The 25,080-nt window shown below is 69.1% G+C and carries 29 protein-coding genes; 6 read left to right on the top strand and 23 right to left on the bottom strand.

Going from position 1 to position 25,080, the window contains the following annotated elements:
* Positions 1-4: 4 nt before the first annotated feature.
* From tatC to HC028_RS14005, 5 genes are all read right to left on the bottom strand, one after another.
* On the bottom strand, positions 5-952 hold the full coding sequence (tatC, locus tag HC028_RS14025; protein WP_168077336.1) for a twin-arginine translocase subunit TatC: 948 nt from the start codon (positions 950-952) through the stop codon (positions 5-7).
* A gap of 3 nt (positions 953-955) precedes the next feature.
* Entirely contained in the window at positions 956-1,210 is a 255-nt protein-coding gene (gene tatA / locus HC028_RS14020; RefSeq protein WP_168077334.1) for a Sec-independent protein translocase subunit TatA, read from the bottom strand.
* A 153-nt stretch (positions 1,211-1,363) separates the two neighbouring features.
* A complete protein-coding gene (locus HC028_RS14015) occupies positions 1,364-1,606 on the bottom strand; it encodes a hypothetical protein (protein WP_168077332.1) in 243 nt (80 codons plus the stop codon).
* Between the two features lie 37 nt (positions 1,607-1,643).
* Positions 1,644-2,600 carry a helix-turn-helix transcriptional regulator gene (locus tag HC028_RS14010; protein ID WP_168077330.1) on the bottom strand — a complete coding sequence of 319 codons (957 nt, stop codon included), beginning with the start codon at positions 2,598-2,600 and terminating at the stop codon, positions 1,644-1,646.
* The gene (locus HC028_RS14005; RefSeq protein WP_168077319.1) at positions 2,597-3,592 is read right to left on the bottom strand and encodes a helix-turn-helix transcriptional regulator; all 996 of its coding nucleotides are present in this window, start codon (positions 3,590-3,592) and stop codon (positions 2,597-2,599) included. The genes HC028_RS14010 and HC028_RS14005 overlap by 4 nt, the downstream gene beginning before the upstream one ends.
* A gap of 126 nt (positions 3,593-3,718) precedes the next feature.
* Between HC028_RS14005 and HC028_RS14000 the strand changes: the two genes are divergently transcribed.
* Positions 3,719-4,792, top strand: coding sequence for a DUF3866 family protein (locus HC028_RS14000; protein ID WP_168077310.1), 1,074 nt, complete (start codon positions 3,719-3,721; stop codon positions 4,790-4,792).
* Between the two features lie 9 nt (positions 4,793-4,801).
* On the opposite strand, the gene HC028_RS13995 is transcribed toward HC028_RS14000, so the two are convergent.
* From HC028_RS13995 to HC028_RS13985, 3 genes are all read right to left on the bottom strand, one after another.
* Positions 4,802-5,107: a hypothetical protein gene (locus HC028_RS13995; protein ID WP_168077038.1), complete on the bottom strand. Its 306-nt coding sequence runs from the start codon at positions 5,105-5,107 to the stop codon at positions 4,802-4,804.
* A 35-nt stretch (positions 5,108-5,142) separates the two neighbouring features.
* Positions 5,143-6,501, bottom strand: a complete 1,359-nt coding sequence (gene pafA, locus HC028_RS13990; protein ID WP_168077301.1) for a Pup--protein ligase — start codon at positions 6,499-6,501, stop codon at positions 5,143-5,145.
* 142 nt (positions 6,502-6,643) lie between these two features.
* On the bottom strand, positions 6,644-7,027 hold the full coding sequence (locus HC028_RS13985) for a GntR family transcriptional regulator (RefSeq protein ID WP_168077458.1): 384 nt from the start codon (positions 7,025-7,027) through the stop codon (positions 6,644-6,646).
* A gap of 158 nt (positions 7,028-7,185) precedes the next feature.
* On the opposite strand from HC028_RS13985, the gene HC028_RS13980 reads away from it, so the two are divergent.
* The 3 genes from HC028_RS13980 (at position 7,186) to HC028_RS13970 (ending at position 9,377) form a co-directional block, all read left to right on the top strand.
* Positions 7,186-8,223 (top strand): glycosyltransferase family 2 protein, encoded by a 1,038-nt coding sequence (locus HC028_RS13980; protein ID WP_168077293.1) that lies wholly within the window; start codon positions 7,186-7,188, stop codon positions 8,221-8,223.
* A gap of 61 nt (positions 8,224-8,284) precedes the next feature.
* On the top strand, positions 8,285-8,974 hold the full coding sequence (locus HC028_RS13975; protein ID WP_203981398.1) for a glycosyltransferase family 2 protein: 690 nt from the start codon (positions 8,285-8,287) through the stop codon (positions 8,972-8,974).
* 4 nt (positions 8,975-8,978) lie between these two features.
* Positions 8,979-9,377, top strand: a complete 399-nt coding sequence (locus HC028_RS13970; protein WP_168077289.1) for a DUF2304 domain-containing protein — start codon at positions 8,979-8,981, stop codon at positions 9,375-9,377.
* An 81-nt stretch (positions 9,378-9,458) separates the two neighbouring features.
* On the opposite strand, the gene prcA is transcribed toward HC028_RS13970, so the two are convergent.
* The 12 genes from prcA to HC028_RS13910 form a co-directional block, all read right to left on the bottom strand.
* Positions 9,459-10,286, bottom strand: coding sequence for a proteasome subunit alpha (prcA, locus tag HC028_RS13965; RefSeq protein ID WP_168077287.1), 828 nt, complete (start codon positions 10,284-10,286; stop codon positions 9,459-9,461).
* A gap of 52 nt (positions 10,287-10,338) precedes the next feature.
* A complete protein-coding gene (prcB, locus tag HC028_RS13960; protein WP_168077276.1) occupies positions 10,339-11,178 on the bottom strand; it encodes a proteasome subunit beta in 840 nt (279 codons plus the stop codon).
* Entirely contained in the window at positions 11,097-11,525 is a 429-nt protein-coding gene (locus HC028_RS28710; protein WP_168077265.1) for an endonuclease VII domain-containing protein, read from the bottom strand. Before HC028_RS28710 ends, prcB begins: the two co-directional genes overlap by 82 nt.
* Positions 11,526-11,605: 80 nt before the next feature.
* Positions 11,606-11,824, bottom strand: a complete 219-nt coding sequence (locus HC028_RS13950; protein WP_168077263.1) for a ubiquitin-like protein Pup — start codon at positions 11,822-11,824, stop codon at positions 11,606-11,608.
* A gap of 72 nt (positions 11,825-11,896) precedes the next feature.
* Positions 11,897-13,417, bottom strand: coding sequence for a depupylase/deamidase Dop (dop, locus tag HC028_RS13945; RefSeq protein WP_168077261.1), 1,521 nt, complete (start codon positions 13,415-13,417; stop codon positions 11,897-11,899).
* 87 nt (positions 13,418-13,504) lie between these two features.
* The gene (locus tag HC028_RS13940; RefSeq protein WP_168077259.1) at positions 13,505-14,977 is read right to left on the bottom strand and encodes a DUF2142 domain-containing protein; all 1,473 of its coding nucleotides are present in this window, start codon (positions 14,975-14,977) and stop codon (positions 13,505-13,507) included.
* Between the two features lie 18 nt (positions 14,978-14,995).
* Positions 14,996-15,136 carry a hypothetical protein gene (locus tag HC028_RS13935; RefSeq protein ID WP_168077257.1) on the bottom strand — a complete coding sequence of 47 codons (141 nt, stop codon included), beginning with the start codon at positions 15,134-15,136 and terminating at the stop codon, positions 14,996-14,998.
* On the bottom strand, positions 15,136-16,713 hold the full coding sequence (locus HC028_RS13930; protein WP_168077255.1) for a DUF2142 domain-containing protein: 1,578 nt from the start codon (positions 16,711-16,713) through the stop codon (positions 15,136-15,138). Before HC028_RS13930 ends, HC028_RS13935 begins: the two co-directional genes overlap by 1 nt.
* A gap of 90 nt (positions 16,714-16,803) precedes the next feature.
* Complete coding sequence (locus HC028_RS13925) at positions 16,804-17,736, bottom strand: glycosyltransferase family 2 protein (protein ID WP_168077253.1); 933 nt, start codon at positions 17,734-17,736, stop codon at positions 16,804-16,806.
* Between the two features lie 2 nt (positions 17,737-17,738).
* Positions 17,739-18,686 carry a Gfo/Idh/MocA family protein gene (locus HC028_RS28465; protein ID WP_168077251.1) on the bottom strand — a complete coding sequence of 316 codons (948 nt, stop codon included), beginning with the start codon at positions 18,684-18,686 and terminating at the stop codon, positions 17,739-17,741.
* Positions 18,679-19,782 carry a DegT/DnrJ/EryC1/StrS family aminotransferase gene (locus tag HC028_RS13915; protein ID WP_168077249.1) on the bottom strand — a complete coding sequence of 368 codons (1,104 nt, stop codon included), beginning with the start codon at positions 19,780-19,782 and terminating at the stop codon, positions 18,679-18,681. The genes HC028_RS28465 and HC028_RS13915 overlap by 8 nt, the downstream gene beginning before the upstream one ends.
* Positions 19,783-19,797: 15 nt before the next feature.
* Complete coding sequence (locus HC028_RS13910; RefSeq protein ID WP_168077456.1) at positions 19,798-20,349, bottom strand: acyltransferase; 552 nt, start codon at positions 20,347-20,349, stop codon at positions 19,798-19,800.
* Between the two features lie 189 nt (positions 20,350-20,538).
* On the opposite strand from HC028_RS13910, the gene HC028_RS13905 reads away from it, so the two are divergent.
* The gene (locus HC028_RS13905) at positions 20,539-20,925 is read left to right on the top strand and encodes a GtrA family protein (protein ID WP_168077247.1); all 387 of its coding nucleotides are present in this window, start codon (positions 20,539-20,541) and stop codon (positions 20,923-20,925) included.
* Positions 20,926-21,051: 126 nt separating this feature from the next.
* On the opposite strand, the gene arc is transcribed toward HC028_RS13905, so the two are convergent.
* On the bottom strand, positions 21,052-22,818 hold the full coding sequence (arc, locus tag HC028_RS13900) for a proteasome ATPase (RefSeq protein ID WP_168077245.1): 1,767 nt from the start codon (positions 22,816-22,818) through the stop codon (positions 21,052-21,054).
* Between the two features lie 173 nt (positions 22,819-22,991).
* Here arc and HC028_RS13895 point away from each other — a divergent pair, with 173 nt between their 5' ends.
* Positions 22,992-23,282 (top strand): ferredoxin, encoded by a 291-nt coding sequence (locus HC028_RS13895; protein WP_168077235.1) that lies wholly within the window; start codon positions 22,992-22,994, stop codon positions 23,280-23,282.
* A gap of 73 nt (positions 23,283-23,355) precedes the next feature.
* Here the strand turns inward: HC028_RS13895 and HC028_RS13890 are convergent, their stop codons facing one another.
* Both HC028_RS13890 and HC028_RS13885 read right to left on the bottom strand, forming a co-directional pair.
* The gene (locus tag HC028_RS13890; protein ID WP_168077233.1) at positions 23,356-23,940 is read right to left on the bottom strand and encodes a hypothetical protein; all 585 of its coding nucleotides are present in this window, start codon (positions 23,938-23,940) and stop codon (positions 23,356-23,358) included.
* Complete coding sequence (locus tag HC028_RS13885) at positions 23,937-24,869, bottom strand: tRNA (adenine-N1)-methyltransferase (RefSeq protein WP_168077454.1); 933 nt, start codon at positions 24,867-24,869, stop codon at positions 23,937-23,939. Before HC028_RS13885 ends, HC028_RS13890 begins: the two co-directional genes overlap by 4 nt.
* Positions 24,870-25,080 lie beyond the last annotated feature (211 nt).

Here is a 25,080-nt window from a genome sequence, read left to right as displayed (position 1 = left end):
AGCCTCACGTGAAGTCGTCGTAGCCGCGGTCGAGGGGCTTTGGCCGGGCCACCGACTCCGGCGCGTCGATCGAAGAGATCCGGTCGACCGGCTCGCCGGCCTCGATCGGGTCCGCGTCGTACTCCAGCGGCGAGACCTCGTCGTCGCCGACGTTGCCGAACTCCGCCTTGCGGCGGCGCTCACGGCGGCGGTCGTTGAGGAACGCGAACCCGACGGCCCCGAAGTAGAGCACGGCCATCGCACCGGCGAGGGCCGACATTCCGAACGGGTCGGGGGTCGGGGTGACCACCGCGCCGAAGAGGAACATCAGGAAGACCGCCACGCGCCACCAGCTCAACAGCTTGCGCGCGGACACCGCACCGGCCAGGTTGAGCATGACCACGATCAACGGGAACTCGAACCCGGCGCCGAACAGCAACATCATGTTCGTGACGAAGTCGAAGTAGCCGGTCAGCCCGACGGTGATGTTGAACTGGCTGCTGTCCCCGAGGAAGAAGTGCAGGCTCTTGGCGACGATGAAGTACGCCAGGGTGGCGCCGGCGAAGAACAGCGGCGCGGCGACCGCCGCGAAGGCGTACGTGTAGCGCCGCTCATGCTTGTGCAGACCGGGCGCGATGAACGCCCACAGCTGGTAGAGCCAGATCGGCGCCGCCGCCATCAGCCCCAGGTAGAGGGCAATGCGCAGGTTCAGGATGAACGGGTCCATCGGGGCGCTCGCCACGAACTGGCAGTCCGGCCCGGGCTTGACGCCCTTGAGATCGCAGTAGGGCGTGATCAGGAAATCGAGAGCCTGCCTGGCGAAGAAGTATCCGACGCACAGGCCGACCAGGACCGCCAACGAACCCTTGAACAGGCGGCTACGCAGCTCCTGGAGGTGCTCCATGAGGGTCATGGAGCCGTCGGCGGCCCGGTTGAACCGGGCTTCGCGCTGCCGTCGAATGGGGAGTGCCACGATTTACTTGTCGCGGACCCGCTCGACCGGGTCCACGGTGCTCGGCCGCCCGTCTTCCGACTTCGGCAACGGCTGGCGTTCGTGCTGCGCGTCGGCCTTGGCGTTCACGTCGTCGTCGGCCAGGCCCTTGGTCTCGGCCTTCAGGATGCGCATCGAACGGCCCAGGCCGCGGGCGGCGTCAGGCAGGCGCTTCGCACCGAAGAGCAGGATCAGCACGACCACCAGAACGGCGATGTGCCACGGTCGGAGAGCACCCATGTGAAGCCACCTCACAGTAATTGTCGCTGCCGACCTCATGGTACGTGTGTTTATGCACGGGACCCAGGCCGACTGCGATCGGTCAGCAAAGAAGTCTTGACCAGCGCGGCCCGGGCGTCAACGGTCGCACAGCTCTGTTAACCAACTGATCCGCTAGTGACCACTCCGAATTTGAGTGGCCCGCTCCTGAACCGCCACGACCTCCTGCTGCATCCGCTCGGCCCGACTCTGGAGCGCGGTCACCGCTGGCATCAGCCGCTGCACGTCCGCCACGCGCAACTCCAGGCGGCGCGCCGCGATGCCCAGCTCACGCAGCCGCCGCAGCAGCGGCGCCGCCGCGACAGCCAGCAGGAGCAACGAACCGACCACGAGGACGATCACGAGCGACCAGATCACGGACCGACTCTAATACGTCGATCGTCTCCGGACCCGATCAGCACCCGACCGACTCCTCGTACACGGCGAGAGCGGTCCGCGCCTCAGCACCCACCGCCTCGATCAGCTCGGGCGGCCCGACGACGCTCACCTCCGGCCCCAGCCCCAGCACCAGCCGCCGCGCCCACGACAGGTCGGAGGCGCGCAGCGAGACCAGCCAGTGCTCGCCCCGCTCGGCCCGGACCTCCTCGCACGGGTAGTACTCGGTGATCCACCGCGCGCCGCGGCCGACCCGCAGCGTGACCAGCGGCTGGTCTGGGGTGGCACGGAAGACGCCGTCGCGCACGTCGGTAGGGTGCGCGCCCGGCGGGGGCGCCGACGGTTCGGAAAGCGACGTGAAGGCGTCGATGCGGTCCACGCGGAAGAGCCGTACGCCCTCGGCCCGGCGGCACCACGCCTCCAGGTAGGCCCGGTCCCCCACCGCCAGCACCCGCATCGGGTCGACGACCCGGTCCGTGGTCTCGTCCCGCCCCGCGGTGTAGTACGTGATCCGCAGCGCCCGCCCCTTTTCGACCGCGGAGCGCAGCTCGGCGAGCCGGTCCCGGTTGCCCGGCAGCCGCACCGTCACCGGCGGGGCGGCCTCGTCGCCGCTCGCGCTCTCGATCTTCGCCAGGGCCCGCTCGATCGCGTCCCGGTGCCCCACGCCGGGGGTCTCGGCGAGCAGCCGCAGCGCCACCACCAGCGCGAGGGCCTCGTCACGGGTCAGCCGCAGCGGCCGGTCGATACCCGCGTCGTAGGTGATCGTGACCCGGTCGCCGTCGAGCGCCATGTCGATGAGGTCACCCGGCCCGTATCCAGGCAGGCCGCACACCCACAGCAGCTCCAGGTCATCGCGGAGTTGACGCTCGGTGACCCCGAGATCCGCCGCCGCCTCGGCGACCTCGATACCCGGCCGGGCCAGCAGGTAGGGCACCAGATTGAGCAGCCGGGACACCCGGTCCGCGGAACCGCTCATGAAAAAGCCGCCTCCTGCCGTACGGACGGGTGCGCGCCGACGATCTCGTGCAGCCGCTTGACCACGAAGTCACGTACCTCGGGCGGGTCGAGGACGATCACGTCCGCACCGTAGCCGACCAGCCACCCGGCGAGCCCCTCGGCGTCGGCGTACCGCAACACGACCCGATCTCCGTCGTCGCCCGGGACGATCTCCTCGGCATAGCGGCGGATGCCCGCGCCGCGCCCCTTGCGGACGACGACGGTGGCGCGGCGGGTGCGCTCCGGCGGGCCGGACCACCTGGCCACGTAGCTGATCAGATCGACGTCGGGCGGGGTGTACGCGCCCGGGCGGTCGATGCGCCGCACGGTCCCGACGACGCGCGACAGCCGGAAGCACCGGGGCGCCGCGCGCTCCAGGTCGTGGCCGACCACGTACCACCGGCCGCGCCAGCAGACCACGCCCCACGGCTGCAGCCGGCGGGTCGTGGGCCGGTCGTCGGATGGCGTGCGGTAGTCGAACGTCACCGGCTGCCGGTCCCGCACCGCGGCGGTCAGCGGCTCGAACGCCGGATCCACCCGGACCACCGGCTCGATCCCGAGGGTCGCGTGCGGGTCGACGTCGATCCCGGCCGCACGCAGCTTGGCGAGGGCCGACGCCGCCGCGGCGGCGAGGCCGGCGTGCTGCCAGGTCCGGGCGGCGATGCCCACGGCCGCCGCCTCGTCCGGCTCCAGGTGAATGTCGGGGAGCGCGTACTCCCCCCGTGCGATGCGGTAGCCGGGCTCGGTGTCGAAGACGCTGGCGGTGCCGGTCTCCAGCGGCACCCCGAGGTCGCGCAGTTCGGCCTTGTCCCGCTCGAACTTGCGCTGGAACGCCTCGTGGTCGCGCGGGTCTGACGGATCGTGCTCGTAGCCGGGCACGGTCGCGGCGATCTGCGCCGCGGTCAGGAAGCGGCGGGTGGACAACAGGCAGATGACGAGGTTGACGAGGCGTTCGGTGCGGCTGCGCGACACGCTCCGACGCTAGCAGCGTCCGGGCGTGTTTGCGGTGACGGTTGACGATATCCGTACGTACGTACGATCAACTGTGTCCCGGCGGGGTGGCGCGGAGGCCACGGCGTGATCCGTTAGCGTGGCACGGTGATCCGATGGCGCCAGGGCACCGTGACCGGACTGCGTCGCCGCTGGCGGGGCGCGGTCGAACTCGACGTGACGCTGGAACGCCGGCGCCCGGAGGATCCGGCGGCGGTACGGGCGTTGGCCTACCCCGCGCTCGTCGGCGAACCGCAGGTCGGAGACATGGTCCTGCTCAACGTCAACGCGCTCGCCCTGGGCCTGGGTACCGGCGGGTACGCCCTGGTCGTCGCGCTACCCGACCGGCTGCCCGCCGACGCCGACCAGCCGGGACACGTGGTGAAGGCCCGCTACACGCCGCTGCAGGCGGTCGTGCTGGCCGCCGACGAGGACGACTCACCCCACCGTGGCGTGCTCGAGTCGTCGGACTCGCTGGACGGGATGCCCGTGGTGACCGCGGACCTGCACTCCGCGCTCCCCGCGGTGGTCGCCGGGGTGCACGCCGACCGGCCCGACGCGCGCGTCGCGTACGTGATGACCGACGGTGGCGCGCTGCCGGCCTGGTTCTCCCGCACGCTCGACGCCCTCGCCGACCGGCTCGCCGGGGTGGTGACCGTCGGGCAGGCCTTCGGCGGCGACCTCGAGGCCACCAACGTGCACACCGGCCTGCTCGCGGCGCGCCATGCCCTGCGCGCCGACGTGGCGGTCGTGGCGCAGGGGCCGGGCAACCTCGGTACGGGTACCCCCTGGGGTTTTTCCGGCGTCGCCGTGGGCGAGGCGGTCAACGCGGCCGCGACGCTGTCCGGCCGTCCGGTGGGTTCGCTGCGCATCTCCGCCGCTGACCCCCGGGCCCGCCACCGGGGCGTCTCCCACCACAGCCTCACCGCGTACGGGCGAGTCGCCCTGGCGCCGGCCGACCTGGTGGTGCCGGCGGGCGTGGACCCGGACCTGGGCGTCGACGCCGCGCTCGCCCCGCTCCGGCAGCGGCACCGGATCGTGACGGTCGGCGTGGCCGGGCTCGACGAGGCGCTGCGCGCCCTGCCGGTCACGCTCTCGACGATGGGGCGCGGCCTGGCCGCCGACCACGCGTACTTCCTGGCCGCCGCGGCCGCCGGACGGCACGCCGCGTCACTGCTCTAAGCGGAGCGGTCAGGACAGGACCACCAGGGCGAGCCAGCCGCCGAGGATCACGGCGAGCAGCACCGTCAGGACCCAGGTGGGCACGACCGGCTCGCCGCGCCGGTTGCGCTCGATCTCGGCGGAGATCCTGTTCCGGCGCCGCCGGACGCGCTGGACCGCCCAGCCCACCATGTCCGAGCGGAGGGGCAGCTCAGCCGAGCGGAGGGGCAGCTCAACCGACCGGCCCGGAGCCGCGGACGTGGCCGGGCCCGCGGACGGCGGCTGGGCGCTCCCGGCCGGGGCGGTCGACTCGGCGACTGGGTCATCGTGTGCCATGGCGTCGCCGAGCCTACCCACTACCTGATCGCCGGTCACATACTGGCGATCAGCCGGTCGACCCGCTCGTCATAGGCCCGGAACGGGTCCTTGCACAGGACCGTCCGCTGCGCCTGGTCGTTGAGCTTGAGGTGCACCCAGTCGACCGTGAAGTCGCGGCGACGCTCCTGGGCGTGCCGGATGAACTCCCCGCGCAGCCGCGCCCGCGTGGTCTGCGGTGGGGTCTCCTTGGCCTGGAAGATCTCCACGTCCGTCGCGACCCGGTCGACCGCGCCGCGCTTCTCCAGCAGGGCGTACAGGCCGCGACCGCGCCGCAGGTCGTGGTAGGCCAGGTCCATCTGCGCGACCCTTGGATGCGACAGCGGCAGATCGTGCCTGCGCTGGTAGCTCTCGATCGTCCGCAGCTTCGTGACCCAGTCGATCTCACGGTCCACCCCGGACAGGTCACCGCTCTCGACCGCCTGCAGCACCCGGCTCCACAGGTCCACGACCCGCTTCGTCGCCGCGTCGGCGCCCCGCCGTTCGACGAACTCGCTGGCCCTGGCGAAGTACTCCTGCTGGATCTCCAGCGCACTGCACTCCTTGCCGTTGGCCAGGCGTACCTTGCGCCGCCCGGTGATGTCGTGGCTGACCTCGCGGATCGCCCGGATCGGGTTCTCCAGGGTCAGGTCACGCACCGGAACGCCGGCCTCGATCATCCGCAGCACGATGTCGGCGCTGCCGACCTTCAGCAGCGTCGTGACCTCGTTCATGTTGGAGTCGCCCACGATGACGTGCAGCCGCCGGTACCGCTCAGCGTCGGCGTGCGGCTCGTCGCGCGTGTTGATGATCGGCCGGCTGCGGGTGGTGGCCGACGAGACGCCCTCCCAGATGTGCTCGGCACGCTGGGACAGGCAGTACACGGCCCCCCGCGGGGTCTGCAGCACCTTGCCGGCGCCGCAGATGAGCTGGCGGGTGACCAGGAAAGGAATCAGGACGTCGGCCAGCCGCCCGAACTCCCCGTGTCTGCTGACCAGGTAGTTCTCATGGCAGCCGTATGAGTTGCCGGCCGAGTCCGTGTTGTTCTTGAAAAGGTAGATCTCGCCCGCGATGCCCTCGTCGTGCAGCCGCTTCTCCGCGTCGACGAGCAGACCCTCGAGGATGCGCTCGCCCGCGCGGTCGTGCATGACCAGGTCGGGCACAGAGTCGCACTCCGGAGTCGCGTACTCCGGATGCGAGCCGACGTCCAGATACAGCCGCGCGCCGTTGCGCAGGAACACGTTGCTCGAACGGCCCCACGACACGACCCGGCGGAATAGGTAACGCGCCACCTCGTCCGGGGACAGCCGCCGCTGCCCACGGTAGGTACAGGTGACCCCGTACTCGGTCTCCAGTCCGAAGATGCGCCGGTCCATGGAAAGACATTAGCCGCCGAGGGAGCATTCCTGCCGTAGCGATCCGGCCTGGATCGCACCTGATTTCTGGCATGATCCGCCTAGACGGCTCCTGGGCGGCCGATCACGGCGGTACCGGCGACTCGCGGGCCAGCGCCCGGGGTCAGGCGCCCGCGCCGAGCCCCGGTTCGGGCTGCCCGAGCGCCGCGCGGACCAGGCCCAGCGCCTGAGCCGGATCGAGGCCCAGGCGGCGGGTCTCCTCCGCATACCGGGCCGCGAGCCGCTCAGCCTCGACGGGCACGCAGGCGGCGCGGTGCGTCACGAACGTGCCGTGCCGGCCCCGGGTCTCGACCAGGCCGGCCGCCTCCAACTCCCGGTACGTCCGCGCCACGGTGTTGACGGCGAGGCCGAGGTCGCCCGCGAGCTGGCGGACGGTGGGGAGCCGGGTGCCTGCCGACAGGTGGCCATCCCGGGCCAGGGCCGCGATCTGGGATCGGACCTGCTCGTACGGTGGGACCGGCGAGTGCGGGTCGACGTTGATCACTATCGCATCGCCCGCGGTGAGCGGGCGGTGCCCGGCACCGCCCGCTTCGTGTCACCCATTGTCTTAATGTAGCAACACACTTTGCCCGTTTCATGAACGCCAATCCGAATGCGGCTACCCTGTCGTGCGCGAGCTACGAGCGGACCGACAGGAGATCGACGATGACCACCAATCGAGAGAGCGACGCGCTGCCGCGCGTCAGCGCGATCGTTCTCGCGTGGCAGGCCGAGCCGTGGCTGCGCCGCGGCGTGGAGGCGCTGCTGGCATCGGAGAAGGCGGCGGTCGACGTGGTGCTCGTCGACAACGGGTGCACCACCGACGACGTCGAGGTCCTCGAAAAGCTGCCCGGCGTGACCGTCGTACGCCCGGGCGAGAACCTGGGCTTCGCCGGCGGCTGCAACGCCGGCGCCATGGCTGCGACCGGCGAGTACATCGCGCTGGTCAACGGTGACGCGATCGTCGAGCCGAACACGATGGCCCGGCTGGTCGAGGAGGCCGCCCGCCCCGGGATCGGAATCGCCGGCGCCAGTATCCGGCTGGCCGACGATCCCCGTCTGATCAACTCCGCCGGCAACCCGGTCCACGTGCTGGGGCTGAGCTGGGCCGGGCGCCTGGGTGAGCCGGAGGAGGGCACGGAGCCGGTCGACGTCGTGACCGCCAGTGGCGCCTGCCTGCTGATGCGCCGCTCGCTGTGGGTGGAGCTGGGCGGCTTCGACGTGGAGTACTTCGCCTACCACGAGGACACCGAGCTGTCGATTCGCACGTGGCGGCGCGGCCTGCGCGTGGTTTACGTCCCCGACGCGGTCGCCGTGCACCGGTACGAATTCTCCCGCAACGAGTTCAAGTTCTACATGATCGAGCGCAACCGGCTCATGTTCCTCGCCACGCTGTGGGGGTGGCGGGCGCTCCTGCTGCTGTCACCCGCGCTGCTCAGCCTCGAACTGGGCATGGTGCCGCTCGCCGCCAAGCAGGGATGGCTGCGGGCCAAGCTGCGAAGCTGGCGATGGCTGATCGGCCACGCCGGCCACATCCGGCGACGGCGGCGGCTGCTGCAGGCCGAGCGTGTCGTTCCCGACCGGCAGTGGATGGCCCTGCTGACCGACCAGCTCTCCACGAGCGCGATCGAGCTGCCCGGCGTGGTCACCCCGCTCAACGCCGTCATGCGGGCGTACTGGCGCCTCGTGCGCCCATTGGTGTGATCGGTCGTTGGTCAGAGCAGCCGCTACGATGACCGCGCGAACGAATTCTAGGGGTGAGCGAGTGGCCAGGGGCAACGAGGACGTGTGGATCATCATCCCCGTCTACAACGAGGAGAAGGTGATTGCCGACGTCCTCGAGAATGTCCTGCAGACCTTCCCGAATGTCGTCTGCGTCGACGACGGCAGTTCCGACGCCTCCGCACAGCAGATCCTCGGTACCCGAGCCCACCTCGTCCGCCATCCGATCAACTTGGGCCAGGGCGCGGCGCTGCAGACAGGCCTGCGCTACGCCTTGGGCCGCACCGGAAGCAGCTACTTCGTCACTTTCGACGCCGACGGCCAGCACCGGGTCGAGGACGTCCTCACGATGCTCGACCTGGCCCGCTCCGGCAAGGCCGACGTCGTGCTCGGCTCGCGCTTCCTCACGAGCGCCGAAACCGTGCCGTGGATCAAGCGGGTCGTCCTGCGCACCGTCGTCGCCCTGAGCCCCACCGCTCGCCGTCTCAAGTTGACCGACGCGCACAACGGCCTGCGCCTTTTCACCCGGGGTCCGGCCGAAGCCCTGCGCATCAGCCAGAACGGGATGGCCCACGCCTCCGAGATCGCCACGGCCCTCGCCCGGTCCTCCTGGCGCGTCGCGGAGTGCCCGGTGACGGTTCTCTACACGGAGTACTCGCGCGCGAAGGGCCAGTCCCTGATCAACGGCGTCAACATCCTCTTCGACGTCTCGATGTCCCGGCGCGGGAGGTAGTCCGATGAAGCTTCTGATTCAGGCCGTCCTGCTGGCTGCGGTCCTCGGTTTCCTGATCGTGTTCGTCCGCGGTCAGCACGGCGCGCGGATGCGGGCGAGCAAGCGCCTGGCGTTCATCGCCTTCCTGTTCCTCAATGCGTTCGCGGTGCTGCAGCCGGAAGCCACGTCCTGGGTGGCCAAGCACATCTTCGGGGTCGGCCGCGGCGCGGACCTGCTGCTGTACGCGCTGATCGTGGCGTTCGTCTTCGCGGTCCTCAGCCTCTACCTGCGCCTGCAGAGCAGCGAGCAGCGCACCACGGAACTGGTCCGCACGGTCGCCATCCGGGACGCCGAAATCCTCAATCGCGACCGGGGGCTGCTGCCCGCCCCGACCCTGCTGGCTCCGACTGAGCCGCCGGCCTGATCCCACCCGACGCGCAACGAACCGTGCCCGGCCCTCGCGAAGAGAGCCGGGCACGGTCGTGTACGGATGTGAGCGGCGGGCTTACCCCTCGCCGTCGGCGACGGGGTCGACCCCGCCCGGGGACTTGTCCGCCGGTGACGGGCCCGGCTCTGCGATCTTCGGCCCCTCGGCCGGCTCCACCGGCGCCCCGCCCTTCTTACCGGCCCCGTCCTCGGGGGCGAGCAGCGGAGCCAGCGCTGCTCCCGTGATCCGCCGGAACGTACGCCCGGGCCGGCGACGATCGAGCACCGCCACCTCAAGCTGACTGGCTTCCAACTTGCGCGGCTGGCCGCCCTCTCCCCCGACGCTGCCCAACGACTGCACCGCGAGCTGGACCGCATCACGCAGGGACATGTCCGGGCGGTGACGGGCCTTGAGCACCTGCGAGATGGCGTCCGCCTGGCCACCCATCGCGATCGTGCCCGGCTCGTCCTGCAACGACCCGTCGTATGTCAGCCGGTAGAGCTCGTCGCGCTCCGGCCGGGAACCGACCTCCGCCACGCAGATCTCCACCTCGAACGGCTTGGACTGCTCGGTGAAGATCGCGCCGAGGGTCTGGGCGTACGCGTTGGCGAGAGACCTGGCGGTCACGTCCCGGCGGTCGTAGGAGTACCCGCGCAGGTCCGCCATGCGGACCCCGGCGGCGCGCAGGTTCTCCAGCTCGTTGAACCGGCCGACCGCGGCGAACCCGATCCGGTCGTAAAGCTCACTGACCTTGTGCAGGGCGGTCGACACGTTCTCGGCGACGAAGAGCACCCCACCCTCGTAGGTGAGCACGACGACGCTGCGCCCACGGGCGATTCCCTTGCGGGCGTACTCCGAGCGGTCCCGCATGATCTGCTCGGGCGAGGCATAGAACTGCATGGCCACGGCGGGTTGCGTCTCCTTTACGGCGATCGTCGCTTACGAACTGGTGTGGGCGTCAGCCGCCCGGGTTTTCCATCCGGTCGCGGACCACGGCCTCGGCCACCTCACCCGCTTCCTCGTCGGTCAGCCGGCGCGAGCCCTCCGCGGTCGCGGTCATGACGACCGGGTACACCTTCCGGATCAGGTCGGGGCCGCCGGTGGCGGTGTCGTCATCGGCGGCGTCGTACAGCGCCTCCATCGCCAGCCGGACCCCCTCGTCGAGGCTCACCCCGGCGCGGTAGCGCTTCTTCAACGCCGACTTCGCGAACAGCGAACCGGAGCCGATGGCGTCGAAGCCCTTCTCCTCGTAGACCCCGCCGGCGATGTCGAAGCTGAAGATACGCCCGGCGTGGCCGGGGTCCTCGGCGTCCACATCGAACCCGGCGAAGAGCGGGATCACCGCGAGTCCCTGCAGCGCGGCGCCGAGGTTGTTGCGGATCATCGTCGCCAACCGGTTGGCCTTGCCGTGCAACGAGAGCATCGCGCCCTCGATCTTCTCGTAGTGCTCCAGTTCGACCTGGAACAACCGCATGAGCTCGATGCCCACACCGGCGGTTCCGGCGATGCCGACCAGCGAGTACGCATCGGCGGCGAAGACCTTCTCGATGTCCCGACTGGCGATGAGGTTGCCCATCGTGGCCCGCCGATCGCCAGCCATCACCACACCGTCCGCGCAGGTGAGCGCGACGATCGTGGTCGCGTGCGGTCCGACCTCGGCTGACGCGCCAGCGGGCAACGGGCGCCGGCCGGGCAGCAGTTCCGGAGCGGCCATGCTCAGGAACTCGGTGAACGACGAAGTTCCCGGCGTGGTGAATACAGCCGGTAGACGCCCGGATGGATCGAGACCCGCTGCCACGTGGTTCCTTTCAGGTATCTGATCGCCTCGCTCAGCCTCCGGACATCGCCGGAGAACTGACCCAGGCCGCCGTTGCAGTTGAAGCAGAGAATGCCACGTACGTTACCGAACACATGATCGTGGTCAACACGCTCGGGGTCGGGTGTGCCGCAGATTGCGCAGACGCCGCCCTGCTCGGCCAGCAGTGCCCCAAACTCCTTCTGGCCGATGCGGTACCGACGCCTCAGGTGATACTGGCGAGCGCTTCGCGGGGCTAGCCACTGAACGCACGTGTAACACGGCTTGCAGCAGCTGCCGTTGCCACTTGGGCGCCGGCTGCTACTGCAAGCTCGGTTAGCGGTCTCCACTCACCGCAGTCCCGACAGCGACGCAATTCGTCGCGGTCGCCGATAGGCCGCGCTTTGTCCGATTTACTCGGAAATAAGCGTCACTGTCCGCCTTTTTGGACGTAACCCCGAACGAACTCCTCTGCGTTCTCCTCAAGAACCGAGTCGATCTCGTCGAGCAGGTCGTCGACGTCCTCGCTCAACTTCTCGTGACGCTCCGCCGCTTCGGCGCTGGCCTCGGCAGCCGGCGCCTCGTCGATCTCTTCGTCACGGCGGGAGCGGCCGGACTGCGCCCGTCCCCCGGGTTCACGAGTTGCCATATCGGGCCTCCTTCAGCGCATCGCCGATGCGTGCCGTCCTTGTGCGTGCCAACGTACCGCGATCCTCCGACGTTACCCGGACGTGATCGCCTCAAGCAGGTCCTTCGCGCTGGCGCAACGATCGAACAAGGTGCCCACGTGCTTTTTCGTCCCCCGCTCCGGCTCCATCATCGGAACCCGGACCAGCGACTCCCTGCCCACGTCGAAGATGACCGAGTCCCAACTCGCCGCAACCACCTCCGAGGCGTACTGCGCCAGGCACCTGCCCCGGAAGTAGGCACGAGTGTCGTCGGGCGGTTCGACCATCGCCCGACGCACGTCTTCCTCGCCGAACAGCGTCTTCATCGAGCCACGCGCGACCAGGCGGTGGTAGAGGCCCTTCTCCAGTCGCACGTCGGAGTACTGCAGGTCGACCAGTTGCAGCTTGTGCGATGCCCATCCGAGGGACTCGCGGTCGCGGTAGCCCTCCAGCAGGCGCAGTTTGGCCACCCAGTCCAGCTCGTCGGCGCACAGCGCGGGGTCGCGACCGAGGCGGTCGAGGATGCTCTCCCAGCGATCCAGTACGTCGAAGGTGACCTCTTCGGCCTCGTCCTCGCCTCGGCGGGCCTCGGCGTAGGCCCGGGCGCGTTCATAGAACGCCCACTGAATGTCCAGGGCGGTCAGCCGACGCCCGTCCCGCATGCGGATGAGGTGCTTGAGCGACGGGTCGTGGCTGACGGCCTTGAGCTCGCTGACGGGGTCGGCGATGCCGAGATCGCCGGGCAGCGCCTTGTCTTCGATCATCGCCAGGACCAGGGAGGTCGTGCCGACCTTCAGGTACGTGGAAATCTCGGAGAGGTTGGCGTCGCCGATGATGACGTGCAGCCGTCGGTACTTGTCGGCGTCGGCGTGCGGCTCGTCGCGGGTGTTGATGATGGGCCGCTTGAGCGTGGTCTCCAGACCGACCTCGACCTCGAAGAAGTCGGCGCGCTGCGAGATCTGGAAGCCCGGGGTGTTGCCGTCCTGCCCGATGCCGACCCGCCCGGCCCCGCAGACGATCTGGCGGGTGACGAAGAAGGGCGTCAGGTGCACCACGATGTCGGCGAACGGCGTCGACCGGCGCATCAGGTAGTTCTCGTGCGCGCCGTAGCTAGCGCCCTTGTTGTCAGTGTTGTTCTTGTAGAGGTGGATCACGTGACTGCCGGGGATGGTGGCCGCCCGGCGGGACGCCTCGGCCATCACCCGCTCCCCCGCCTTGTCCCACAGCACCACGTCACGGGGGTTGGTCACCTCGGGGGTGGAGTACTCCGGGTGGGCGTGGTCGACGTAGAGGCGGGCACCGTTGGTCAGTATCACGTTCGCGAGGCCGAGGTCCTCGTCCGCGAGCGCTTCAGCGGGGTCGTAGAGGGCACCGGAGTAGCTGAAGCCGCGAGCGTCGCGCAGCGGCGACTCCTCCTCGTAGTCCCAGCGGGCGCGGCCACCTCTGGTCAACTCGGGCCGCGCACCGTAGGCGTTCACCACCTGCGAGGAGGTCACCATCGGGTTCGCGCCGGACTGCCCCGGCACCGACACGCCGTATTCGACCTCTGTGCCCATCACACGACGCACGCTCATGCCCCAACCCTAGACGTACCGGCGGCGCGATGGCTTAGTCCGGGTACGCACTTCTGTCCATGTGCCGGCCAGCGCGCCAGCCGGACCTCACTGAGCGGGGGCAGTGCCGAAGGCTGACAGTTTCGGCTGCCCGGACAGGTTTTCCCGCCCGGAGCTGTCCGAACCCTCTCCGGGCACACCTTCGGCATGATCAGTCACGCTCGGCCGAGCCGAGCCGGCGGCGAGCCGCCAACACAGCACGCCCAGGAGGACGAGGCCGGACACCGAACACAACAACGGCAACAGCGAGCCGACCTGCGGGTGCCAGCTCCCAACGAGCGGGTTGTAGGAGCTGAGGTTGGGCGGCGGGGACGATCGCGGGATGCCCTGCTGGTAGCGGGCCATGGTGACCTGGAGCGCGTGCAGCTGGATGGGCAGCGTGACGACAACGGCGAGCCTGCTGCTCAAGCGGGCATATGCCGCGGTGATGGCGCCGCGCCGTTCGATGATCCAGGCAGCGAGCAGGAGTGCACCACTCAACGTCGGCAGCAGGTAGCGACCCTGGGCGAACCAGAAGCCGACCTTGTTGACGGCGCTCATGTCCAGAATGGCCGCGGCCGCGATGGTGCCTCCGACGACGACGAGCAGCCGCACGCGGTCCAGACCGGACCCGACCAGCAGAGCGACCAGCAACAGCGCGGCCGCCGGATACTGCCAGAACTGGTAGGCCGGTGGCCACATCGCGGTGTCGAGCCAGCCCGTGATGCCGACCAGCTGCTGAGTGAGGCTGGGCCAGGTCATGAGCTCGCCGATGAAGAGCTGGCCGCGATTGAGCAGCGCGAACGGCGAAACCCCGACGATTTCCCCGGGTTTCATGATCAAGATCCACAGCGCCGACGCGATGCCGGCCACCACCAGCACGAGGACGCCCCAACGCACCGCCACCGGCCGCAGTACCTGTCTGACGGTCCGCGGGGTCAACGGCAGCAGCAGGGCGAGGCCGCCGAGCGCAAGCCAGATCGGGCCGCCACTGCGAACCATGACCAGGATGACGGCGCTGACGACAGTGACGCAGACCAGCCAGGTCGGCGGGTGCTCGCGTGCGCTGCCGACCAGCAACGGGATGGCTGAGGCGAAGAAGGCGATACCCGCCGCGATCTCGAGGCCGCTGGGGTTGATCGCGCCAGCCATGTTGATCGCTATCGGCGTAGCGCCGAACAGCAACGCGCCGAGCATAAACCGGTACCGGGAGTAACTTACGACGCTCACCAGGGCGGCTGCGAGCAGCGCGGCCGCCCTGGCGGCGCTGATCAGACGGGCCAGGACGACGCCCTTCATCGTCGGCCAAATCTTCAGCGGAGCGCCGACCATCGCGTAGTAGAAGGGGTTGTACCGACCGGCCGAATTGGCGAACCTGATCGGGGTCTGCGGGCCATGGAGATCTGCCTGGCACGCGCGGGGCTCCAAGGGGCAGTGTTCACTGCGGAGGTTCTTCGGCACCGACTGGTAGGCGCCGCGGGGCGCCAACTCGGGCATGATGTCGCCGCTGGCCACCTGGCAGGCGCGCAACGCGTGCGACATCTCGTCGGCGGTACCGCTTTACGGAAGGGCCAGCGACCAGGCGCCGATGGTCAGGCCGAAGCCGACGAACGCGAGCAGCCAGAGCCGAAGCAGCGACATTCCGTTCTCCGCCCTGGAAGTTCCGGTTTTCCGGGGCTTCCCCGGTGACAGCGACTCCATCAGCTCGCCGGGCCGAACGCACCCGCGGCGGGAGCGATGGGCCGCGCGCCGGTCTCGGATGCCTGATCCGCCTCTGCTGCGGGCCCACCCGGAAGGCCGCGCTGCGCGCGCCAGCCGAGCCATCCGATCACCGCGATGCCCGCGGCCGCCATGACGAGCGGAAGCAGCGACCCGAGCACGGGATGCCACTCCCCGGCCAACGGGTTGAACCGCCGGAACGGGGTGAAGTCGCGCAGACCGTGCTGCCAGCGGACCATCGTGTACGAGAGGAAGACGAGGTGGAGTGAGAACAGCACGACGAACAGGCGGGTCGCGGCCCGGCACCGGGCCAGGTCCAGCCCCCGATCCTCGGCCACGTACGCCGCGAAGAGCACCGCCCCGGCGAGAATGGGCATCATGTAGCGCCCCTGCATGACGTAGCCGGTCTCGTTGAAGTAGCGGACCTGCATCGCCGTGGGCACGAGCGCCCCGCCGACCAGCAGCACCAGCAGCCGCCAGCGGTCCAGCAGGCGACCGAAGACCACGCCGAGGAACAGGAGCCCGAAGACAGCGGCTTGCCAGGTCGTGTAGAACGGCGTCGGCAGTCGGGCGTCGAGGTACGAGGCGACACCGACCATCTGCTCCAGGAAGTTGCCCCAGCGCTCCGCCACGAGCCAGCTCGCCTGGAAGGGCGACAGCTGCATCGGGAACTTGTAGTTGCCGAGGTCGGACGCCTTCATCACGACGATCCAGGCCGCCGCGACTGCCGTGGAGACGGCGATCCCGGCCGCCCACCAGACAGCCGCCCGCTGCCGAATCAGGGCGGGGAGGTTGCCGCGCCGGAGCGGGAACGCGAACGCGACGAACGCCGTGGCGAGCAGGAGCGGGCCGGTCTGCCGGAGCATCGAGAGCAGCAGCCCGCTGATCCCGGCCAGAAAGATCAACCCACGCCACGACCCGGTGCGCTCCCCCAACATGAGCGGGATGAACGCGGCGAAGAAGGCGATGGCCGCCGCGAGCTCCAGTCCGCTGGGGTTGACCGAACTGGCCAGGTGCACCGTCATCGGGGTCGTGACGGCCAGGAGCGCGGCCATCATCAACCGGCGACGCGAGCGGCGCATGATCACGACGAAGGCGCCGGCCAGCAGGGCGGCGCAGAACGCGCCACTGATCAGGCGGGCCCCCAGCACTCCGGACATGCCGGGCCGGAGCACAAGCGGCCAACCCACTGCCGCGTAGTAGGCGGGGTGGTAGCGCCCGGCAGCGGTGCCCACGCGGACCGGGGTGGAGTCGCCGCCCGGAGACGGCGCGCAGCCGGCGTTGGCCTGAACGTTGAACTGCCAGCACTGATCCCGCACGAGGCCCCGGGGAACGGTCTGGAACGCTCCCGAACCCTTCTTGGCCACCTCCGGTTTCGGCGCGAACTGCCCGGCGGCCACGCCCGCGGCACGGATGACGTGCTCCTGTTCGTCCGGCGCGCCGTCGTAGGGGGTGGCCACCGACCAAGCGGCGATGAGGAGGAAGAAACCCGCGAAGGCGAGCGCCCAGAGCCGCAGCGCCCCCCGCCGTTCGGTAGCTGCCGAAACTGTGTCGCTCATCGCCGCCTCGTATCGCCTGTCGTAGTACTGCCGTGGGTCGCCGCGATGGATGGTGCCGGACCGCGCTCCGGATCCGCTCCCACGCGCCCGTCAGTCTGGTGTGGACTGGATGTCCAGCGTCAGTGCGGAGATCAACATATGGACGCCGGTAAGCAGCGGAGCGACGGCCAGCAGCACGCTGCCGGTGGTGGCCACCGGCGGACCGAGGGTCTCCACCACCACCCAGATGCCCCACCCGACGCCGACGAACACGAGGAACAGCCCCGTGAAGAAGAGCAGCGCCACCGCCGAGAGCGACGGGAAGACGTGCTTGAGCAGCATCCGCCGCCAGAACCCACGGAAGAGCAGGCTCGCGATGGCCGGGGCGACGCGGTGGATGCGCATCGTCGAGACCTCTTCGCCGTACAGGGCCGGGACAGGGACATCCTTGGCGCGTGCGTTGGCGATGTTGAGCCAGATGAGGAGGTCGTTCTCGAACTCGTACCCGCGCGCCACCGCGCCCAGGTTGAGCCGTTGCAGCGCCGAGCGCGCGATGGCGGTGTAGCCGTTCTGCGGATCGAAGAGGTTCCAGTAGCCGCTCGCGAGCTTGGTACCGAAGGAGAGCAACACACTGCCCACCATGCGGATCTTCGGCATGTCGGCGAACGAGGTACGGGAAAAGAACCGGTTGGCCTTCGTGAACTCGTACCCGTCTTCGCAGATCGGGTCGAGCAGGGCCGGCAGATAGGCGGGGTCCATCTGCGCGTCCCCCGCCATGACCACGTTGACATCGGCGCCGAGTTCGAGCGCTCGCTGGTGGCCATCCATGATCGATCCACCGACGCCGGTGTTCTTCTCGTGGTCGATGACGGTCACCCGAGGGTCGCCCACCGCCCGCGCACGCGCCGAGGTGTCGTCCGTGGAACAGTCGTTGATCACGATGATCATGTCGACGAAGTCCGGCATCGTCGTGATCGTCTTGCCGATCAGCTTGCTTTCGTTGTACGCGGGCACAACGGCTGCGATCTTCCTGCCCTTGTACATCCTTAGCCCATCGTCGCGGAGTCGCGGATAGCCAGGCAGACCTCGAGAGCCGCCAGCCCGTCCTCTCCGGTCACCTCCGGCCGGCGCCGATTGACGACACAGTCGGCGAAGTTGCGCAGTTCGTGCATGAGGGGCTCACCGTGCTGGGACAGGAACGGGATCTCGACGAGACCGCTCTGGCGGTAACGCACCCCACCCTCGGAGAGGTACTCAGAGTGTTCGATCCGGTGCACCTCGACGTGCTGGCGCAGCAGGTCGGCCACGACCGAGTTCTCCCGCTGGGTCAACGTGATCCGGCGGATCTTGTTCTGGCTGACCCGGCTGGCGGTGATGTTCGCGACCACGCCGTTGTCGAAGAGCAGCAGCGCCATGGCGTGATCGTGCTCCCCGGACCGCACCACGCGTGCCATCGCATGGTGTTCCACGACCTCCGCGCCGGCGATGGCACGCGCGAGATCCACATCGTGGATCATCAGGTCGAGCACCACATCGGCCAGCGCCCGGTTCGGGTACGGGCCGACCCGGGTGATCGCGACCGACAGCGGGTCGTCGACCAACTGCCGAAGCTCGACCACCGCCGGGTTGAACCGCTCGACATGACCGACCATGAGCACCCGGTCGTGGGCCGCGGCGGCATCGATCAGCTTCCGCGCGTCGCCCACCGACGTCGCGATCGGCTTCTCGATGAGCAGGTCACGGCCGCTCTGCAGGACCCGCAGCCCCAGCTCACCATGGGTCTCGCTGGGAGTGGCGAGCACGACCGCGTCGGCCGAGGCGATGGCCTCGTCGAAATCGGACGTGTAGTCCGCGCCGATCGATGCCGCCAGGGCGGCGGCCCGCTCGGCCGAGGGGTCGCAGACCGTGGTGACGGTGAAATCCGGCACGAGGCGGGCGACGCGGCCGTGGTTGGCGCCCATGATGCCGGCGCCGATGATAGCGAGATTAGGCACGGAAGCCCCCTCGCACGGCGGCCACGATCCGGTCCACGTCACTGTCGGCCAGGTGCTGGTGCACGGGGAGCGAGACGACCTCGCCGGCTATCTGCTGAGCCAGCGGCGTGGCGTCGTCCGCGATCTGGGGGTGATCGACATAGCAGTCGTAGTGATGCATGAGCCTCGGGTAGTACAGCCCGTACCCGATCTGCGCCTCGTCCAGGTGCTTGCCGAGATCGTCTCGGGTGATCGGGGCGTCGGCACCGACGCGCACCGTGTACTGGTGCCACACGTGGCTGCGGCCCTCAGGCACGCTGGGCGTGGTCAGCCCGGGCACACCGGCGAGCCCTTCGTTGAGGCGGGCGGCGTTCGCGGCCCGTCGCTGGGTGGTCTCAGCCAACCGCCCGACCTGCGGCACGGCGATCGCGGCCTGCAGGTCCGTCAGCCGCCAGTTGTGCCCCGGCATCTCGTACTGGTAGCGCACGCGCATGCCCTGGTTGCGCAGCAGCCGCAGCCGGTCGGCGATGGCGTCGTCCGAGGTGGTGATGAGGCCGCCCTCGCCGCACTGCAGGTTCTTCGTGGCGTAGAGCGAGAAGCAGCCGGTGCCGAACGAGCCGACGGCCCGGTCGCCGACCCGCGCCCCGTGGGCCTGCGCGGCGTCCTCGATGATGGCGAGACCGGCGCTCTCGGCGATGGCGGTCAAGGCGGTCATATCAGCGGGTAGTCCATAGAGGTGCACCGGCAGGATCGCCTTGGTGCGCTCGTTGACCAGCGCCTGCACCGCGGCCGGGTCGATCGTGAAGTCGTCGCGCACGTCGGCGAAGCGGACGGTCGCTCCAGACTCGAGAATCGCGTTGAGGGTCGCGGCGAAGCTGAAGGGAGTGGTGATCACCTCGTCGCCGGGACCGAGACCGACGGCCTCCAACGCGGCGACGAGCGCCACCGTGCCGTTGTTGACGGCGACCGCGTGAGACACCCCACACAGCTCGGCGAAGGCGCGTTCCAACTCGGCGACGACGGGACCCTGTGCGAGCTTGCCCGAACGGAGCACCTCCAGAACGGCGGCCTCTTCATCCGGGCCGATGACAACTGAGGTGATGGGGATGAAACTCATTGTTCTCGTTCCGTCTCAGTGTTCTTCGAGGATGTCAGCGGCAGGCTTCTCGGCCTCGCGCGACACGATGTCGCCGCGTCGGTTGACCCAGCCGAGATGGCGGGCGGGATTGCCCGCCACAACCTGGTGTGGTTGGACATCGCGGGTCACCACCGAACCGGCCGCGACGAGAGCGTACTGCCCTATCTCGGTTCCGCAAACGATCGTTGCGTTCGCGCCGATGGAAGCACCGCGGCGTACCACCGTTGGAGTGACGACCCAGTCCGGATTCTGTGCCCGCGGCCGCAAGTCGTTGGTGAACACGGCGCTCGGACCGACGAACACCTCGTCCTCGAGAGTCACGCCAACGTAGACCGAGACATTGTTCTGTACCTTGACCAGATCGCCGATGCTGACGCCCGCATCGACGTAGACATTGCGGCCGATGTTGCAGCCGGCACCGATCCGCGCTCCGGACCGGATGTGTGCCACGTGCCAGATCTTCGTGCCGGCTCCGACTTCGGCACCGTCCTCGACTTCCGCCGTGGGATGGACGAACGCTGTCGGCGCCGGGGAACCGGCATCAATCACTGGAGTACTCCCGATGACTCGTAGCGGCCGCGCCGCCCTGTGGGACGAACAGACGATAACCTACAAAGCCGTGACCGATCATGCGCCACCGCGCCGTGACCGATCGAGTCGCGTCCAGTACTTGGGAGTCATCTCTTGAAGTCAGAAATCCCCCGGTCAATCACTGCCCTGACTCGGCACAGCGCGGTGCGATTCCTGGTTGTCGGCGGCCTCAGCATGGTCACCGACACCGGCGCGCTGTTCGTCTTCCACGGCGTTGCCAGGATCTGGCTCCCACTGGCGACGGTGCTCGCCTTCGCCGTGGCGTTCGTGGTCAACTTCGGCCTCAACCGGGTATGGGCGTTCGAGGGTGGCGCGGCCGGCACGAACACGATCGGCACCCAACTGTGGCGTTATCTCGCCCTGGTCCTGGCGAATCTCGTGGCTACCGTCGCACTGGTCTCGACGCTGACCTGGGCAGGGCTCCCCTACCTGGTCGCCAAAGTGGTCACCGCCGCTTTGCTGGCCGTGGCCAACTATCTCGTCTCCCGGAAGTGGATCTTCACGTCCGCCGGGACCGTCGAGGTGCCGTAGTCGCATTGACCGAGGTACCGGACACCCGGAAGCACGGCATCGAACCGGCGACGAAAATCCTCGTCCACTGCGGTGACGCAGCAGGTGCGGCGCGTTAACGCGCCGCACCTGCTGCCCGCCGGACGCCTACAGGTACTGACCGGTGTTGGTGGCGGTCTCTATCGATCGACCCGACTCGGCACCCTTGCCACCGGAGACGAGCGTCCGGATGTACACGATCCGCTCGCCCTTCTTGCCGGAGATGCGCGCCCAGTCGTCGGGGTTGGTCGTATTGGGCAGGTCCTCGTTCTCCCGGAACTCGTCCACGCAAGCGTCTAGTAGGTGCTGCAGGCGCAGCCCCTTCTGGCCGTTGGACAGGAAGTCCTTGATGGCCATCTTCTTGCCGCGGTCGACGATGTTCTGGATCATGGCACCCGAGTTGAAGTCCTTGAAGTACAGGACCTCCTTGTCACCGTTGGCGTAGGTGACCTCGAGGAAACGGTTCTCCTCGGTCTCGGCGTACATCCTCATCACCACGGCGTCGATCATCGCCGCCACCGTCGCCTCGGTTGACCTACCGTGCTCGGCCAGGTCGTCGGAGTGCAGCGGCAGCCCGGAGAGGATGTACTTGCTGAAGATGTCCTTGGCCGCCTCGGCGTCCGGACGCTCGATCTTGATCTTCACATCGAGACGGCCGGGTCGCAGGATGGCCGGGTCGATCATGTCTTCCCGGTTGGAGGCGCCGATGACGATGACGTTCTCCAGCCCCTCGACACCGTCGATCTCGCTGAGGAGCTGTGGAACGATCGTGTTCTCCACGTCGGAGGAGACGCCCGAGCCGCGGGTGCGGAACACGGAGTCCATCTCGTCGAAGAACACGATGACCGGTGTGCCTTCACCGGCCTTCTCGCGCGCCCGCTGGAAGATCAGCCGGATGTGCCGCTCGGTCTCGCCGACGTACTTGTTGAGCAGCTCCGGACCCTTGATGTTGAGGAAGTAGCTGGCGCGCTTCTCCTCGCCGCGCTTCTCGGCGATCTGCTTGGCCAACGAGTTGGCCACCGCCTTGGCGATGAGGGTCTTACCGCAGCCGGGCGGGCCGTAGAGCAGGACACCCTTCGGCGGCCGCAACTGGTGCTCGCGGAACAGGTCGGCGTGCAGGAACGGCAACTCCACCGCGTCGCGAATCTGCTCGATCTGGCGGGAAAGACCACCGATGTCGTGGTAGTCGACGTCGGGGACCTCCTCCAGCACGAGCTCTTCGACCTCGCTCTTGGGGATCCGCTCGTACGCGTACGCCGAGCGGGGCTCGATCATCAGCGAGTCGCCCGCGCGCAGCGGCGTGTCGAGCAGCGTCTCGGCGAGGAACACGATGCGCTCCTCGTCGGCGTGCGAGATCACCAGGGCGCGGTCGCCGCCGTCGAGCACCTCCTTGAGCATGACGACCTCGCCGGTACGTTCGAAGCCGAACGCGTCCACGATGTTGAGGGCGTCATTGAGCAGGACCTCCTGGCCGCGCCGGAGGTCCTCCACGTCGAGGGCCGGAGACACAGCCACCCGCAGCTTCCGCCCGCCGGTGAACACGTCTACGGTGCCGTCGTCATGCTTGTCGAGGAAGATGCCGTAGCCGCTCGGCGGCTGCGCCAGGCGGTCGACCTCCTCCTTGAGCGTGATGATCTGCGCGCGCGCTTCCTTGAGCGTGGCGACCAGGCGCTCGTTGTTCTCCGTGATCCGGGCAATCTGAGCCTGAGCCGCCGCCAGCCGTTCTTCGAGCTGGCGGACGTGTCGCGGGCTCTCGGTCAGCTTGCGCCGCAGCAGGGCAATCTCTTCCTGCAGGAACGCGACCTGGTTGGAGAGATCGCGGGCATCTTTCTCCCACCGTGCGGCGCGCGTCTCCGCGTCGTCGCTGCGTGCCACGTCCCACCTCCCCGGGGCTTTGAACGTCGTGCTCTAACACTAACTGCTGATCGCCCAAACAGCCCCGTACCAAACGCCATCACGTGATCTGTTACCGATCCGGCTGCGGCGCTGTGCGCCGTCGATCCTTCGTCCGGTAACGTCGCTACCGTAGAGTGCCCGGGAGGTAAAGCATGGTCGTCGACACCGATGAATTGCAGGTCTGGGTTGACCAGTCGCTCTGCACCGGCGACGGGCTGTGCGTGCAGTACGCACCGGACGTGTTCGAGTTCGACGTCGACGGCCTGGCCTACGTCAAGGACGAGTCGGGCGAACTGCAACTCGCCGAGGGCAGCAAGGTTGGCGTGCCGGCCCACCTGCGCCTCGAAGTCATCGACGCGGCCAAGGAGTGCCCGGGCGAGTGCATCCACGTGCAGCGCGCCAGCGACGGCGCCCCGGTGGCCGGCCCGGACGCCGAGGACTGACCCCTACTGGCCGGCCGGCTCAAACCAGCGGCCGGTCACCGGGATCGGACCCTCCGTAGCGCCTTCGCGGTGCTCAGAGCATCGGACGGCCGACGAGCGACGCGACCAGGCGGGCGAACTCCTCCAGCCGGGCGATCTGCCCGGCGCCGCCGTCGTCGAGCGTCTTGCCGAACCTCAGCGCGTCGTGGCGCAACGTCGACGTCGACGTCGAATCTTCGGCCGTCGCGCCGCCGCCAGCCTCGTCCAGTGACGAGAGCAGCAGGTAGACGTCGATGCTGTCCACGCGGACGACGCCGGTCGGCGTACGGGTCAGACGCCGCCGGCAACCGACCTCCGTGACCGCCGACAGCGCGACGACCCGGAGCGACGAGGTCAGCGAGCCCGGCGGGCCGTCGCCCGGCGGCACGTCCTCCCCATGCCAGAGCACCAGGCGGGTGCCGTCGCAGACGACGACCTCCTGCCACACACCGTTGACCTCGTTGACGAACCGCTCCAGGGTGAAGCCCAGCACGCTCGCGCCCCGCAGCACGCCCGACAGCGACTCCAAGGCGATCTCCGGATCGCGCAGGTATGCCCGCGCCGCCGAGTCCAGGTCCTGGTAGGGCGACCAGTCGGGGAAGACTGCCGGAATCTCGCTGCCGAAGCTGGGGCGGCTCATGTCACCTCCAGGTCATCCTGGTCACGCGCGTCGCCCCCAGCACCGGCGGTGTCGGCGCCGTTCGCCGCTGCGCTGCGGCGCAGCGCGTACGCCTCGGCGCCCTTGCTCGGCTTGCGCCGTCTGGGCGGAGCGACCACGCCGGGAGCCAGGCGCCGGCTGGTGACCAGGAACGCGGTGTGAGCGATCATACGATGATCGGGGCGGACCGCCAGCCCCTCGACGTGCCAATCGCGCACCAGGCTCTCCCACGCCCGCGGCTCGGTGAAACCGCCCCGCTCGCGCAGTGCCTCCACCAACTCGGACAGCTGCGGCGTGGTCGCCACGTAGCCGATGAACACCCCGCCGGGTACGAGGGCGCGCTCGACCACGTCGAGCACCTCCCACGGGGTCAGCATGTCAAGGATTATCCGGTCGAACCCCGTCTCGTCACAGCCCGCCACGTCGCCAACGCGAAGCGTCCAGTTGGGTGGCACGGTACCGAAGAACGCCTCGACGTTGCGGCGGGCGATGTCGGCGAACTCCTGACGGACCTCGTACGACGTGACTTGTCCGGTCGTGCCCACTGCGCGAAGCAGCGAACAGGTGAGGGCGCCGGAGCCGGCGCCCGCTTCGAGCACCCTGGCTCCGGGGAACACGTCGCCCATGGCGACGATCTGAGCCGCGTCCTTCGGGTAGATGACCTGGGCGCCGCGCGGCATCGACAGGACGTAGTCGGCCAGCAGCGGGCGCAGCGCCAGGTACGCGGTGCCGCCGGTGGAGGTCACCACGCTGCCGTCCGGCCGCCCGATCAGATCGTTGTGCTCCAGTCCGCCCCGATGGGTGTGGAAAGTCTTGCCCGGTTCGAGCACGACGGTGTGCATTCGCCCCTTCGGGTCGGTGAGCTGCACCCGGTCCCCCGGCTGGAACGGTCCCCGCCGTACCGGCGGCAGACCGCTGGCGCCGTCACCGGCGGCGCTCGTGTCGCCGGGCGTGGTCGAGGTGGTGGGGTGCGGAACGGTCACCGTGCGGTCTCCTTGGCGATGATCAGATCCGCGGCGTGGACACCGCGGAGGACTTCCCCCAACATCCTCACCCGTCGCCACCGGATGGTCGCCGGGAGGGTCGCCCGGTGCGGCGGGGCGCGCGGGTCCGCGCCTGATC

The sequence above is a fragment of the Planosporangium flavigriseum genome (assembly GCF_011947225.1).
In the GTDB taxonomy this organism is placed as follows: Bacteria; Actinomycetota; Actinomycetes; order Mycobacteriales; family Micromonosporaceae; genus Planosporangium; species Planosporangium flavigriseum.
Note: the sequence above shows the minus strand (reverse complement) of the source record. Positions and strands in the feature narration are given on the sequence as shown.